The organism is Pseudomonas sp. GL_135, assembly GCF_057834665.1.
The window spans coordinates 3,104,072-3,118,428 of record NZ_CM174408.1 but is presented as its reverse complement, the minus strand read 5'-3'; the positions used below and the strand labels follow the sequence as shown (position 1 = coordinate 3,118,428).

Below are 14,357 nucleotides of genomic sequence, written 5' to 3'. Positions count from 1 at the left end.
AACAGTGCTACCGCGCTGATAAGTCGCCGGGTATTGAAGCCATGAGTTCAATGCACGAACAAGCCATGAACTACGTCTATCAGCAAGTGCTGCAGCGGCTCTCGGGTTATTTGAATCGAAACGAACGAACAGCGTTGCAGTTGTTGATACAGCGCTTGATCGTTGCAGCGGGCGGGATTGAAAGGATCGGCGGCTACAAAGTGCTGGTCCCGTTCAGCGGCGGTAAGGACAGCGCCTATACCGTCGCCATGTTGCGTGCAGCTCAACTGAGTATCGCCGCACGGGGGCCGGCAACGTTCAGACTACGGGTCGCGAATATGCGCCATGCGGGTATTACGTCGGCGGTGATGGGCAACATTGATCGCTGCTATTCGGCGCTGTTTCTGCACGACGACCCGAGGGTCGAACTGCTGGTGATCGATCATCAGTACGTACAGATTTTCGAGCCCGACTTACCGTTTTCGACGGCGGGTCGTGAGCAGAATCGCTCCGACGTGCTGCTGGGCGGGCATCTGACGGCTGGCGATGCGCGGACCACTTTCTGCAACAGCTGTTATCTGGGCATGGCGGATTTTCTGGTCCGTGCCGCCTGCTGGGGAGACGGCGTCAATGCCGTGATCAGCGGCGACTCGCTCAAGGAGCAGAAGCAGTACGCGACCTGGATCATGCGTCTTGCGCGGCACGGGGGGCAGAAAATCGAGCCCTGGCACACCCTGGGTTTCAATGGGGCATTGAGCGTCATCGACAGCCTCGGGCGCGCCTATTACGAAGAGCTGTACGGCGAATCCGCAGAACCGTCGGGCTACAGCCGGCCACCGGTGTACCCGAACCGAACCATCGCCCCGACCTTGCTGACCGCTGCGGACCTCATCGGCTACCGCGCGGAGGAACACTGGGGGCTGCTGACTGACTTCCTGGGCTTCCGGTTTGATGACCTGGCGTTCAGCTTCAGCGAGTCGGACTGCGCCAATCCGTTACTGATGGCCCACCTGCGCGGGCTTAAGGCCGAATTCATCGAAGGTCGAGCATACGCCGACGGCATCGCAGAGTACCTGGAACTGGCAGCCGTCATGATGCGCCGCAAACGCATGCCTGTACGCCTGATCAAGCAGGCGCTGGCAGCCTACGACAGCCCGGAGAAAATCGCGGATCGCCGTCAGCTTGCCGAGGGCTATGGCCAGGAGGCATTTGGCCTGAGCGAAACGCAGTGGGTTTGCCTGCTGTTTTCGCCGTTTGTCGACGCCGGCGCGCGGCTCGAGGATTTCCTGCGCCGCTATCACCCCGGCATGCTGGTCGGGCTGAGCGATCTGCACAAGACGCTTGCCGGGCAGTTGGCCCCGGACCTGGTGCCGCACTGGCTGGTGGAAGTCAGCGGTCTGAGCCTGAAGGGGCTGCAATCGCTATACGCCAAGCGCCATGTGGACTTCAACGACGAGCGTTCGATCATCGCTCGGGTTCGCGCAAGCGACCCCGACAAACGGCGGGTGACGACAGTCGATCCGCACACCGGCGCCCTGACGACGGAACTGATTTCGGGGCGTTGAACGCTGTGAGGTGAACTGACGCGCAGTGATGCGCTGAGCCTCGGGCGGTCCACGCGGCGCTTTTTCAATGACCCTGCGCCTGGCGCACGGATGGGGTATTCGATGAATAACAACAAGACTGATTTTGCCTACCAGATGGTGTATCGCTACCTGCTCAGGTTGACCAACGAGCTGTCCGCCGGGCCCGCCGCGCGCATGCCCTCGTTGCGGCTCCTGGCACGACGGCTGCGGGTGTCGATTTCCACGGTGCAGAATGCCTATAGCCTTCTTGAGAAGGAAGGGCGAATCTGCTCCGTGCCCAAGTCCGGCTATTTCGCGCTGCCCAACCCTTGCAACGACATGCCCCTGGAAGGTGATGACGTGTTCACGCGTTTTCATGCCAGTGCCCGGCGTCCGGACATGTTTGTCTTCGGCGCCGATGAGCCCACCCTGCTGGTGTCGCTTCACGGTGCGCTGCTCAGTGTTGAACGCGACCTCATGCGTCACTATCCCTGCCAGCCCGATCCGCGCTTTGAACCCTTCGGCGATATCGAGCTGCGCACGGCGCTGGCCGGCCACTACACCTCATCGACCGAGCATTGCTGGCACCCGGACAATGTGTTCATCGGGCCGGACAAGACCGGCGTCTTGAAGACCGTCATCGAAGCGCTGCAGCTACGCGACTGTGCCGTGCTGGTGGAGTCGCCATGTGGCTGGAGCATTCTGCGTACGCTGCAGACATACGGAATTCGGGTGATTGAGGTTTGCACGGATGCGCAGGGTGGTATCAACCTTGATGAGCTGGGTGCGTTGATCCGGCGCGAGGATGTGAAACTGGCGATTGTGTCGTCGCGGATGGACCCGATTCGCGGCCAGAGGATGCCTTACGCCCAGCGTGCGCGGATGGCGGAGGTGCTGAACCTGCAGGGGGTGTGGGTGCTGGAGAACGATACCCATGGCGCTTTGTGTTTCGAGGACGACAGTTCGCCGTTCCGGGATTTGATTGATCCGGAGCGGCTGTTGGTGGTGGGTGCTTTTGACAAGATGATCGGGCTGGAGGCGCCATTCGGGTATCTGTTGAGTCGGCATTCACGGGCGCTGTTGCATCAGCAGTGGGTGTTGCGCTCGTTTCGCCTGCCGCCCGTCCGGCAGAAGGCGATTGCGCGGTTGTACGCTTCGGGGCAGTTCGATCGGCACTTGCGGGAGTTGCGTGGTTGTCTCGAGCAGCGGGTCGGTGAGTTGGCGAGCGGGGTGGAGCAGTATCTGGGTGATGAGGTGCAGTTTGAGCTGCCCCGAGGCGGGGCGTCGATCTGGCTGGAGAGTGTGCATCGGGTGGATACGGCGCGGGTGTTCAATCGGTTGCTGGAGCAGCGGATCGTGGTGGCGCCGGGGGAGTTGTTCAGTGTGCGGGGGTTGCATCAGCAGTGTTTGCGGATCAGCGGGTCGGTGGATTGGGGGCAGAATATTGAGTCGATGCTGGTGATTGTTCGGAATGCTTTGGTGCAGGAGCGGTTGGGGTAGGGTTTTTTTTCAGATCAAGATGGAGATCAAGATCAAGATCAAGATCCTTAAGATCACAAGCGTCTGCCTGGGGGCAGACTGTTTCGCCTTCGGCGACTTACTTTTGAAAAGCACCAAAAGTAAGCAAAAGTGCCTGCTCTCGGTTGGGCCCGACTTCGTCGGGTTCCTTCACTCCGGTCTCACTCCGTGGGCCCGCCGCCATCCGCCATCCATGGCGGGGGGCGGCTCTCGCGGCATCCATGCCGCTCGGCCCACGGAGCGAGACCTGCGTTCAGCCTGCACCCAAGTCGCGATTGGCGGTGACTGAGCCTTTTGCGTAGGAAGATCAAAAGCAGATCAAAAGCTTCCCGGCTGAAACCGGTCCTACGGGGCGTGCGCGGTGCATTTGTAGGACCGGCTTTAGCCGGGAAGGCGTCAGTGCTGACACTCCCCCATTTGATCGTCCCCACGCTCGCGCCGAAATCCGGCCGCCAATCCATTTCCGTTTGCCTCGATCGCGTTGAGCTGTTATCTGTACGTCCGTCCAGTGTTCCGATTGACGGCCAGCCTTTTCAGTGACTTCCATTTCCACTATTTCCCCCGATAACCGCGCAGTTTCTGTCGAGACTGTGGCGGTTGCGGCTGTCGATCCTGAAACGGGTTATCGGGTCGCGGTGCGGGAGTTGTGTGAGTTCACGGCGAAGGCGGGGGATCTGGATTTGCGCTTTACCCCGTCGCCCACGGCGCAGGAGGGGATTGCCGGGCATCGGACGGTGGCGGCGCGGCGGGGGCCGCAGTATCAGGCTGAGGTGGCGTTGAGCGGGGTGTTTCATGAGCTGAGGATTCGGGGCAGGGCGGATGGCTACGATGCGGCGCTGAACCAGCTCGAAGAGATCAAGACCTATCGCGGCGACCTGAGCAGCCTGCCCGCCAACCATCGGCAGCTGCACTGGGCCCAGGCCAAGGTGTATGGCTGGTTGCTCTGCCAGCAAATGCAGTTGGCCGAGGTCAATCTGGCGTTGGTGTATTTCAACATCATCAGTGAGCAGGAAACCCTCATTCAGCAGCGTTTCACGGCCGCCGAGTTACAGGCGTTTTTCGAAATTCAGGCGGGAATCTTCCTGCAGTGGGCGCGGCAGGAACTGGCCCATCGCGACGCCCGAGACCGTGGGCTCACCGCCCTGAAGTTTCCCCACGCCGGTTTTCGTACCGGGCAGCGAGTGTTGGCCGAGTCGGTGTACAAGGCGGTCAGCACCGGACGCTGTTTGATGGCCCAGGCGCCCACCGGCATTGGCAAGACCATCGGCACGGTGTTCCCGATGCTCAAGGCCGCGCCGACGCGCAAACTGGACAAGGTGTTTTTCCTCACTGCAAAGACGCCGGGACGCAAGCTGGCGCTGGATGCGCTTAGCGTGATTGGGCGAAGTGCCCCGGAGCTGAGCCTTCGGGTGCTGGAGATGGTGGCGCGGGACAAGGCCTGCGAATACCCGGACAAGGCCTGCAACGGCGATTCATGCCCGCTTGCCAAAGGTTTTTACGACCGGCTGCCGGCGGCGCGCAGCGAGGCGATGATCAAGCCCTGGCTTGATCAGGCAGGCGTGCGTGAGATTGCGCTGGGCCATCAGGTCTGCCCGTATTACCTGAGCCAGGAGCTGGCGCGCTGGTCGGACGTGGTGATCGCCGACTACAACTACTATTTCGACCTCAGCGGCATGCTGTTCGGGCTCAGTCAGTTCAATCAGTGGCGCGTCGCGGTGCTGGTGGACGAGGCGCATAACATGGTCGAGCGGACGCGGTCGATGTACAGCGCAACCCTCGATCAGTACAGCATGAATCAGGTGCGGCAGAGCGCGCCGGAGCCGGTGAAAAAAGCCTTGCAGCGGCTCAACCGCGACTGGAACGCCCTGCACAAGGAGCAAGTCGCGCCGTATCAGGCCTACGCCGCCACGCCCGGCAAGTTTCTGAACAGCCTCAATCTGTGCATCACGGCGTTCGGCGACTATTTCAACGAGCACCCCCACGCGGCCAACGGTGAGCTGCAAAGCTTCTATTTCGAGGCCATCCAGTTCGGTTGTATTGCCGAGCTGTTCGACGAGCACTTTTTGTTCGACATCAGCAAGCGTGAGCTGGGCAGCAAGTCGCTGTCGCGCCTCTGCCTGCGCAATGTCGTGCCGGCGGGTTTCGTGCGTCCGCGCCTGACCGCGGCGATCAGCGCGGTACTGTTTTCCGCGACCCTCAATCCACGGCACTTCTACCGTGACCTGCTGGGCCTGCCCGACACCACGGCGTGGGTCGACGTCGAGTCTCCGTTCCAACGCTCGCAGCTGGATGTGGAAATCGTCAGCCGCATTTCCACCCGCTACACCCATCGGCAGGCCTCGCTGGCGCCCATCGTCGAGCTGATGGCGCGGCAGTTCGAGGCGCGGCCGGGTAATTATCTGGCGTTCTTCAGCAGCTTCGATTACCTCCAGCAAGTGGCAGATCTAATGGAGCGCAGCCACCCTGATGTGCCGGTGTGGAAGCAATCCCGGGGCATGGCCGAGGCGGAACGGCAGGCCTTTCTCGAGCGGTTTACGCCGGACAGTCAGGGCATCGGTTTTGCGGTGCTGGGCGGGGCATTCGGCGAGGGCATTGACCTGCCGGGAGCGCGGTTGATCGGGGCGTTCATCGCCACCCTGGGACTGGCGCAGATCAACCCGGTCAACGAGCAACTCAAGCAGCGCATGAGCCTGTTGTTCGGCGCCGGTTACGACTACACCTATCTCTACCCCGGCATGCAGAAAGTGGTACAGGCCGCGGGCCGAGTGATTCGCGGCCTGGACGATCGCGGTGTCGTAGTGCTGATCGACGATCGCTTTGCTGAGCGCAAGATTCAACAGCTGTTGCCGGCGTGGTGGCAGCTATGACGTGGTTCAGCTAATTGTCTCAGGACGTTACGGATCGATAGCCGAGCGGCACGGTCCAACTGCCAGTAAACTGCCGCGGCACTGTCATTTCAGGCGGCGTTTCAGGTTGTTTCCCGCTGGGTCGGGACCTTTTCTTTTTTGTCTTTTCCTATTTTTCATCCACGGAGGTTTCGCATGAGTATCAGTCCATTCGCGGGCAAACTGGCGCCTGCAGAATTGCTGGTCGATCTTCCTCGTCTGGTGACGGCCTATTACACCGGCCAGCCCGACGCGTCGGTGGCGACCCAGCGGGTTGCCTTCGGTACCTCCGGGCACCGCGGCAGCTCTTTCGAATTGAGCTTCAACGAGTGGCACGTGCTGGCCATCAGTCAGGCGATCTGCCTGTACCGGCAGGCCAACGGCATCGATGGCCCGCTGTTCCTCGGCGCCGACACCCACGCCCTGTCAACCCCGGCGGCCGCTTCGGCGCTGGAGGTGCTGGCAGCCAATGGCGTCAACGTGATGATCTCCGAGGGTGACGAATACACCCCGACGCCGGCGATCTCCCACGCCATCATCTGCTACAACCGCGGGCGCACGACCGGTCTGGCCGACGGCATCGTCATCACGCCTTCGCACAACCCGCCTGAAAGTGGCGGCTTCAAGTACAACCCCACCAACGGCGGCCCGGCTGACTCGCACATCACCAAGTGGATCGAGAACAAAGCCAACGAATTGCTGGCCGAGCGCATCGTCAACGTCCAGCGCATCACCCACGAAAAAGCCCTGCGCGCCGACACCACCCATCGCCACGACTACATCAATACTTACGTCGCGGACTTGAAAAACGTCATCGACATGGACGCCATCCGCGGTGCCAGTCTGCATCTGGGCGTTGACCCGTTGGGCGGGGCAGGCGTGCGGTACTGGTCGGCCATCGGTGAGCACTACGGGCTGAACCTGGAAGTGGTGAACAAGTTCGTCGATCCGACCTTCTGTTTCATGAGCGTGGACTGGGACGGCAAGATCCGCATGGACCCGTCGTCCAATTTCGCGATGCAAAGCCTGATCGGTCTGAAGGACCGCTTCCAGGTGGCCTTCGCCTGCGACCCCGACCACGACCGTCACGGCATCGTGACGCCGACCGGCGGCCTGCTGGCGCCGAACAACTACCTGGCGGTCTCCATCGATTACCTGTTCCAGAACCGTCCGGATTGGCGCGCCGATGCAGCCGTCGGCAAGACCGTGGTGAGCAGCGGGATGATCGACCGCGTGACCCAGCGTCTGGGCCGCCGCCTCTACGAAGTGCCGGTGGGCTTCAAGTTCTTCGCCGAAGGCTTGTACGAGGGTTCGCTGGGCTTTGGCGGTGAGGAGAGTGCCGGTGCGTCGTTCCTGCGTCGCGACGGGACGGTCTGGACGACGGACAAGGATGGTTTGATTCCGGCCTTGCTGGCGGCGGAAATCCGCGCACGCAAAGGTCGCGACCCGAGCGAGATGTACAAGGCGTTGACCGATGAGTTGGGCGAGCCGGTGTCGACCCGCGTCGAGGCAAAGGCCAACTTCGAGCAGAAGGCGCTGTTGAGCAAGCTGTCCCCGGAGCAGGTGACGTCGACGGAGCTGGCGGGGGAGAAGATCCAAAGCATCCTGAGCAAGGCGCCGGGCAATGATCAGGCGATTGGTGGTTTGAAGGTCATCACCGAGAACGGGTGGTTCGCGGCGCGGCCGTCGGGCACTGAGGATATTTACAAGATCTATGCCGAGAGCTTCAAGGGCGAGGATCACCTCAAGCGCCTGGTGGCTGAGGCACAAGTGCTTGTTGACGGCGCGATAGCGCCTTGAGGCTTTGTGTCGACCCTGAGTTCGTGGTGCGGCTGAGAGAGTCTGCCTAACGGCAGACATTTCGCCTTCGGCGAGTTACTTGGAAAAGCACCCCAAGTAACCAAGGGTGCTTGCTCCTGGTTAGGTTCCTCCTGCGTCGGAATACCCTCACTTCGACGACACTCCGTGGGCCCGCGCCGAACGGACATCCCTGTCCTGCCGGCGCTCTCGCGGCATCCATGCCGCTCGGCCCACTGCGCGTCGTCTGCGTTCAGCCTGCACCCAAAGTCGCGATTTGTGGTGTTAGACCTATCGCGTACGAAGATCAAGATCAAAGGCTTCCCGGCTAAAGCCGGTCCCACTGAAAGCACGCGGTGTCTTGTAGGACTGGCTTCAGCCGGGAAGCCCTTGATCTGCCTTTGATCTGCTGTTGATCTTTGTACACAGAGGGTCCAGTCACCGCGAAACGCGACTTGGGTGCAGGCTGAACGGAGGTTTCGCGGAGTGGGTCGAGCCGCATGGATGCGGCGAGAGCCGCCCCCCGCCATGGATGGCGGATGGCGGCGGGCCCACGGAGCGGGACCGGAGTGAAGGAACCCTGAGGAACGAGGGGCCAAACCAGGAGCAGGCACTTTTGCTTACTTTTGGTGCTTTTCAAAAGTAAGTCGCCGAAGGCGAAACGTCTGCCCCCAGGCAGACGCTCTTGATCTTGATCTTGATCTTGATTTACGGCTTTTTAAGCCACATCCACCAGGACGATCTCGCTGTCTTCGATGGCCGTCACCCGCAACACACGCTCATCCTCAACCGCCACACCATCCCGTGCCTCGGCACGGAGACCGTTGATCTCGATGACACCAGTGGCAGGCACCAGATACGCCCGGCGGCCAGCGTCCAAGGCATATTCAGCCGTCTCACCGGCCTTCAGATTCGCCGCCACCAACCGGGCATTGGCCCGAATCCGCAACTCGATGTCATCGTCCGCCTTGCCGCTCGCCAGCGTCACGAAGCCTTCGCGGTCGCCTTTCGGAAACGGCTTGGCACCCCAGGACGGCGGAGCACCGACCTCGTCCGGCATGATCCAGATCTGGAAAATCCGCGTCTCCTTCGACTCCAGATTGTATTCACTGTGCGCCACACCCGTGCCGGCACTCATCACCTGCACATCGCCCGCTTCGGTACGGCCGCGGTTACCCAGACTGTCCTCGTGAGTGATGGCGCCCTCACGCACATAGGTAATAATCTCCATGTCCCGGTGAGGGTGACGCGGGAAGCCCGTGCCGGCCTCGATCACGTCATCGTTCCAGACCCGCAGTTGGCCCCAGTTCATCCGGCGCTCGTCGTAGTAACTGGCGAACGAGAAATGGTGATGGGCATTCAGCCAGCCGTGGTCTGCGCCGCCAAGGGATTTGAAAGGTCGAAGTTGCAGCATGATCAGTTCCTCCGTAGCAGGGCCGGGCCTGTGGCAGGGCGCCGCTGGTGATGACTTGTCAGTCGATGGGGCAATGATCTATCAACTTATCATCGATAAAAAGCGTAAGTTCTGCATGATTACAATCGGTTAATTCGATGCTTGCACGTTCGTGCGGGCTACAAACCCTCTGCCCTTGATCGGCTAACTCCCTGACGTGAAAGCATTTCACTGGAGCTGAATGACGAATGGGGCGACCATAGGCGCCCTGTCGATAACGCCGAAACCCGGAGCCCGCGTGCCTCACGATTTTTCCGCCGAGCTACCCCCTCAATCTTCCAGCCAGCCCTCCCACCAGCTGCCGCCTGACCTGAACGTCCCCGAACGTCTGCCGTTCTTCAAACGGCTAATGGCTCGCATGATCGGAGGCGGCTTGTCGCGCATGCAGGCGCAGCACGTCCCGTCGTGGCAGCAGGGTCATGCCGATGGTTATCTCAACGGCCATGCCGAAGGCGTGAACGAGGGCTACAACGAGGGCCGCTTCGATGGCATCGAAGAAGGTCGGCAGGTGCTGGTGATCCGCGACACGCGGCCATTGGAGCACCGCGGCCCGAGGGTTGACGATCACTTGTTCGACGACTGGCGCCTGCCCCTCACCAACGAGCTGAAAAAGCGCATCAAGGCGGACGTCGCCGAGAAGCTGGCCGCTCACGCGCAACCCACCACCGCGCAGTGGAAAATGATTTTCAGCGACACACCCTCGACCTACGTGATTGCCGGCGCCGGGGCGGGTAAGTCGACGTCGCTGGTTCTGCGCGTGCTGTTGCTCAACCACTACCTGGGCTTCGAGCTGGACTCGATGACCGTGGTGACCTTCACCCGCGAATCGCGCAAGGACTTCATCAACAAGCTGGTCGAGATCATGGCGCTGTGGGGCCATGAGCTGACCCTGCGTCAGGTCCGCGAGGTGGTGCGCACGTTCCATTCGCGCATTCTGCCGTTGGTCCGCAGCCTGCCGGGTTTCGAGCAATTGCAGGCCTTCGAGAACCTCAGCAGCCAGTCGGGCCAGCTGTTCGACGACAGCGCCGACAGCAACCCTTTCGACCTGCGCATCAATGACGCCCAGCGCCATCAGTTGAACCTCTGCTACCGCGATCTATACGCCGCCAGCCCGCGTTTTCGCGATGTCATGGCGCCTTTGTACCGGCAGTCCCTGCAACTGAAGGAGCTGGACCGCGATCACCCGGACGTGCAGAAACGCATCACCGTGATGGGCCTGTCGTCCAAGCGCGACGAGGAGCTGTGCGACATCATCGAAGACTTGTGGATTCGCGCTGGCGCCTGGCCGATTCAGGGTGTCGAGCCGATGCGCCAGACCGTCGAGGTCAGCGGCCTGAGCTTCCACGTCCACGGGTATGCCGCCGAGCTGGATGCCTGGATCGTCCTCGGCTTCGACCCCGGCGAAGACCAGCACCTGCGCCGCCCGGATGCCAAGCTGCCGGTGTGGGCGGAGTGGGTGATCAAGCGCACGTTGTTCCAGGCGTTCTGCCGCAAGCCGGTGATCTGGCTGGAAAACTACCAGGCCTCGCGGGGCATGATGCAGTCGTTGTCCGGCGCGGCCGTGGCGGGGCCGGGCTTCGATTACAAGGTCAAAGGCGAGCTGAGCGCGGCGCCACTGCTGGATTGTTTCGTGGCAGCCGCCAGTTTCATCGAAAACCTCGGGCTGGATGTGCCGAACGCCGTGGCGCAGATGAGCTTTTCCGAGCAGGACCCTGACCGGTTTTTCTTCGAAGCGCTGAGCCTGTTCTGGAAAGCCTTCGAGAATCACCTGCTGGACCAGTCACCGCCGGTGATGACCTACAACCGGATGTTTTCGCTGTTTGGCGAAAACTCGCCGGAGAACCTCAAGCTGGTCAGCGATGCAGGGCTGCGCCCGCTGTCGCATTTGATGATCGACGAGTTTCAGGACGTCTCGCCGCAGATCGTCTCGTGGATCCGCGCCAGTCTGCGGGAGATACGCAGTCGTGGCCCGGCGCTGCATGTGGGGCGCGGTGCCCAGCGTTCATCGCTGCTTTGCGTCGGCGATGACTGGCAATCGATCTACGGCTGGCGCGGCAGTTCGCCAAAATTCTTCATGGAGTTCCCCAAGGAGTTTTCCTCGCCCGCGACCACCAAGGTCATGCTCAGCGACAACTTCCGCAGCCACCAGCACATCATCGACGCCGCCGAACACATCGTCCGTGCGGCACCGGCGATCAGCGGCAAGAAAGCCCGCGCCAGCGGCCCGGTGCAGGAGCTGCTGCCGGTGACCGTGCTCGACCGCGACGACGACCGGCTGCTGGCCAGCCTGACCGAGCACTACCACGCCGGCGATTCGGTGCTGCTGCTGTACCGCAAAGGCAGTGAACGCAGCCGCTTGCCGGAAGCCTTGCAGGCCCTCGCCGATGCCGACTTCAGGCTGCCACCCCAGGACCGTCGCCTCAAGCAACTGACCTATCACAGCGCCAAAGGCCTACAGGCCGACGCGGTGTTTCTGCTTGGGGATTGCCAGCATCTGACGCAATCGCCGTACAAGAATCAGGTCTATCAGTTGGCGGGGCTGGGCCGGGAAGGGGATCTGGAAGCGTTCGACAACGCGCAGAAAGATGAGGTCTTGCGTCTGGCGTACGTGGCCATCACTCGCGCCGTTCGCCACTGCTACTGGTTCATTGAGTCTGCTGGCAATGACGATGGGAACATCCCACGTGCGTCGGCCCGGGTGGCGGGGGACAAGGCGTTTTTCGATGATCGCCGAGGGGCCTCTTGCCCTGGCACTTCATCCGGCGAATCTCTCAGCACTTCAGTTGAATAAGTTGAAACGCACAGGCGCTCAGGCCCGATTGAGGTACAGCGAGCGCCTCGGAATGAAGGTTTCCACCTCAAGCTCAATGGCTTCGATGATGCGTTCAACATCTGTGGCATTCATCACCGTGGCGCAGGGGATGGCGGCGATCGCGATCACTGTCTCGCCGCTGGCCCTGTCGAACAGGCGGGCCACCATGCTGCCGGGCGCATCCATGTTGGCTTCGAAGCCCACCGGATGAAAATGCCAGCGCATCAGCTGGCAGGCGTTCGGGAATGTCACTTTATTCATGGACCCACCTCGTTCAATCGAGCACTTCACAAGCTCCGCAGGGTAGGAAAACGGCAGGTCTGTTCAGGCTTCGGCGATCGACACGTCGCGTGATGAAGCCTGACCCGCAGACCACGAGTCAGGTAAAGGTAGCACCGAGTTCTGACAGTGTCGGGAAATAAATCCTACAGAACCGAGAATTTCATTTTGTAATGATCTTTGTCAGGAATCGCTTATATACAGGTTCATCGTTTAACAAAGCGCTGAATCGTTATAGCGATCTAATACCTCTGGGTAAAAGTGGGTTGGCAGAAATATATATCTCAAACCGCTTTAAGCGCCCCCCATGAAAGTTAAGGTGCTGCCCATAGCAAGGCGAACGTCAATAATCAGACTCGGTGCAGCATCAGCCTTCCAGAGAGATCGTTCATGTCGATAAGAAACATGAACATCGCGTCTCGCGCATTCCTCGGGTTCGCTTTTATTGCCACACTGGTTATTGGTTTAAGCGTGTTCTCGGTACTGACTGTACTCGCACCACGCTGAGCCTGGCCAATTCGGCGGGCGATGCGCTGCAGGTGATCAGCGAAGCCATTGCGCAGATCAACCAACGCAACCTGGACATCGCCAGTGCATCGGAAGAACAGGCACAGGTGTCGAGGGAGGTGGACCGCAGTCTGGTCAACATCTGCGACCTCGCCCCGCAAACGGCGGCCGGGGCAGACCAGACCAGCGCCGCCAGCCATGAGCTGTCGAGACTGGCGGTGGATCTGAAGGCGATGGTGGCGCGGTTTGTGATTTAAGCGGCTGATTTGTCGAGGGTCACAAGTCTCAACGACTGGCGCAATCGTGTGGGGCCGAACTTGCTCGCGAAGGGAGTGGCAGGGCTGCTAAATCTGTAACGCCTGAACCCCAGTCTTCGAGAGCAAGGTGGAGCGCCACCCCGGTCACCCGCGCAAGTCCTGCGGCGTGCCCAAAATCTTGAGTTGATCTCAATTTTGTGGGAGCGAGCTTGCTCGCGAATAGAGTCGCAAAGCCGCTAAATCTTCAGCGGATGTACCTCAGTCTTCGCGAGCAAGGTGGAGCGCCCCCCGGTCACTCCCGCATGTGATGCTGTTCAGTTCTTCCAGGCACCGGGGTTGACCAGATTCTTCGGTCGCTCCCCGGCCAGGGCCGTCAGCAGATTATCCACGGCACAGCGGGCCATCGCCTCGCGGGTCTCGTGGGTAGCCGAGCCCATGTGCGGCGTCGCCACCACGTTGTCCATCCTCAACAGCGGCGAGTCCGGATTCACGGGCTCCTGCTCAAAGACATCCAGACCCGCCGCGCGAATCTGGCCGTTCTGCAGCGCGGCAATCAGCGCCTGCTCGTCCACCACCTTGCCCCGGGCGATGTTGATGAAGATCGTCTCCGGCCGCATCTGCGCAAACTGCTCGGCACCGATCAGCCCCTCGGTTTCGGCGGTCAGCGGCACGGTCAGGCAAACGAAATCCGCTTCGCGCAGCAGGTCTTCCAGGCTGCGATAACGGGCATCAAATCGCGCCTCCACGGTCGGCTTCGGTGAATGGCTGTGATAGATCACCGGCATCCCGAAGCCGAAATGGCCCCGCTGGGCGACCGCCTCGCCAATCCGGCCCATGCCGATGATGCCCAGGGTCTTGCCATGCACATCGGACCCGAAATGCTTCGGCCCGATGTTCTGCTGCCACTGGCCGTCGCGGACCAGAGTGGCCAGCTCCACCACCCGACGGGCCGTCGCCATGATCAGCGCGAAGCCAGTGTCGGCGGTGGTTTCGGTCAGCACATCCGGGGTGTTGGTGAGCAGAATGCCGCGCCGCGTCAGGTACTCGATGTCGTAGTTATCGACGCCCACCGAAACGCTGGACACCGCCTTGAGCTTCGGCGCCAGGTCCAGCAGTTCGGCGTCCAGTTTCACGCTCGCGCCCAGCAAGGCGTCGGCATGGGGCAGGGCGTCGCGAAGGCGTGCCAGGCCGTCGCTGGATTTCGGGTCTTCAATAAGCGTGACCTCGGCCTGAGCTTGCAGGCGCTCCATCAATGGCGCCGAGAGTTTTTTGTACAGCACAACATGGTGAGTCATCGAAAGGATT

General features: G+C 61.2%; 8 protein-coding genes and 1 pseudogene. 6 read left to right on the top strand and 3 right to left on the bottom strand.

Features of this window, described 5'->3' with window-relative positions; genetic code table 11:
- The first annotated feature begins 41 nt into the window (after window positions 1-41).
- From AC3ISG_RS13760 to pgm, 4 genes are all read left to right on the top strand, one after another.
- Window positions 42-1,544 carry a hypothetical protein gene (locus tag AC3ISG_RS13760; protein ID WP_489297193.1) on the top strand — a complete coding sequence of 501 codons (1,503 nt, stop codon included), beginning with the start codon at window positions 42-44 and terminating at the stop codon, window positions 1,542-1,544.
- Window positions 1,545-1,646: 102 nt separating this feature from the next.
- The gene (locus tag AC3ISG_RS13755) at window positions 1,647-3,044 is read left to right on the top strand and encodes an aminotransferase-like domain-containing protein (protein WP_489297192.1); all 1,398 of its coding nucleotides are present in this window, start codon (window positions 1,647-1,649) and stop codon (window positions 3,042-3,044) included.
- Window positions 3,045-3,652: 608 nt separating this feature from the next.
- On the top strand, window positions 3,653-5,929 hold the full coding sequence (locus tag AC3ISG_RS13750; RefSeq protein ID WP_489299537.1) for an ATP-dependent DNA helicase: 2,277 nt from the start codon (window positions 3,653-3,655) through the stop codon (window positions 5,927-5,929).
- Window positions 5,930-6,103: 174 nt separating this feature from the next.
- Window positions 6,104-7,747, top strand: a complete 1,644-nt coding sequence (gene pgm, locus AC3ISG_RS13745; RefSeq protein WP_489297191.1) for a phosphoglucomutase (alpha-D-glucose-1,6-bisphosphate-dependent) — start codon at window positions 6,104-6,106, stop codon at window positions 7,745-7,747.
- 715 nt (window positions 7,748-8,462) lie between these two features.
- On the opposite strand, the gene AC3ISG_RS13740 is transcribed toward pgm, so the two are convergent.
- On the bottom strand, window positions 8,463-9,158 hold the full coding sequence (locus AC3ISG_RS13740) for a pirin family protein (RefSeq protein WP_489297190.1): 696 nt from the start codon (window positions 9,156-9,158) through the stop codon (window positions 8,463-8,465).
- 388 nt (window positions 9,159-9,546) lie between these two features.
- On the opposite strand from AC3ISG_RS13740, the gene AC3ISG_RS13735 reads away from it, so the two are divergent.
- Window positions 9,547-11,988 (top strand): UvrD-helicase domain-containing protein, encoded by a 2,442-nt coding sequence (locus AC3ISG_RS13735; RefSeq protein WP_489299536.1) that lies wholly within the window; start codon window positions 9,547-9,549, stop codon window positions 11,986-11,988.
- Window positions 11,989-12,006: 18 nt separating this feature from the next.
- Here AC3ISG_RS13735 and AC3ISG_RS13730 read toward each other — a convergent pair whose 3' ends face one another.
- Window positions 12,007-12,270, bottom strand: a complete 264-nt coding sequence (locus tag AC3ISG_RS13730; RefSeq protein WP_197983975.1) for a DUF1652 domain-containing protein — start codon at window positions 12,268-12,270, stop codon at window positions 12,007-12,009.
- 509 nt (window positions 12,271-12,779) lie between these two features.
- On the opposite strand from AC3ISG_RS13730, the pseudogene AC3ISG_RS13725 reads away from it, so the two are divergent.
- Window positions 12,780-13,052: pseudogene (locus AC3ISG_RS13725) on the top strand (methyl-accepting chemotaxis protein); the annotation flags it as partial.
- A 314-nt stretch (window positions 13,053-13,366) separates the two neighbouring features.
- Here AC3ISG_RS13725 and AC3ISG_RS13720 read toward each other — a convergent pair.
- On the bottom strand, window positions 13,367-14,347 hold the full coding sequence (locus AC3ISG_RS13720) for a 2-hydroxyacid dehydrogenase (RefSeq protein ID WP_489297189.1): 981 nt from the start codon (window positions 14,345-14,347) through the stop codon (window positions 13,367-13,369).
- Between the last annotated feature and the right edge of the window lie 10 nt (window positions 14,348-14,357).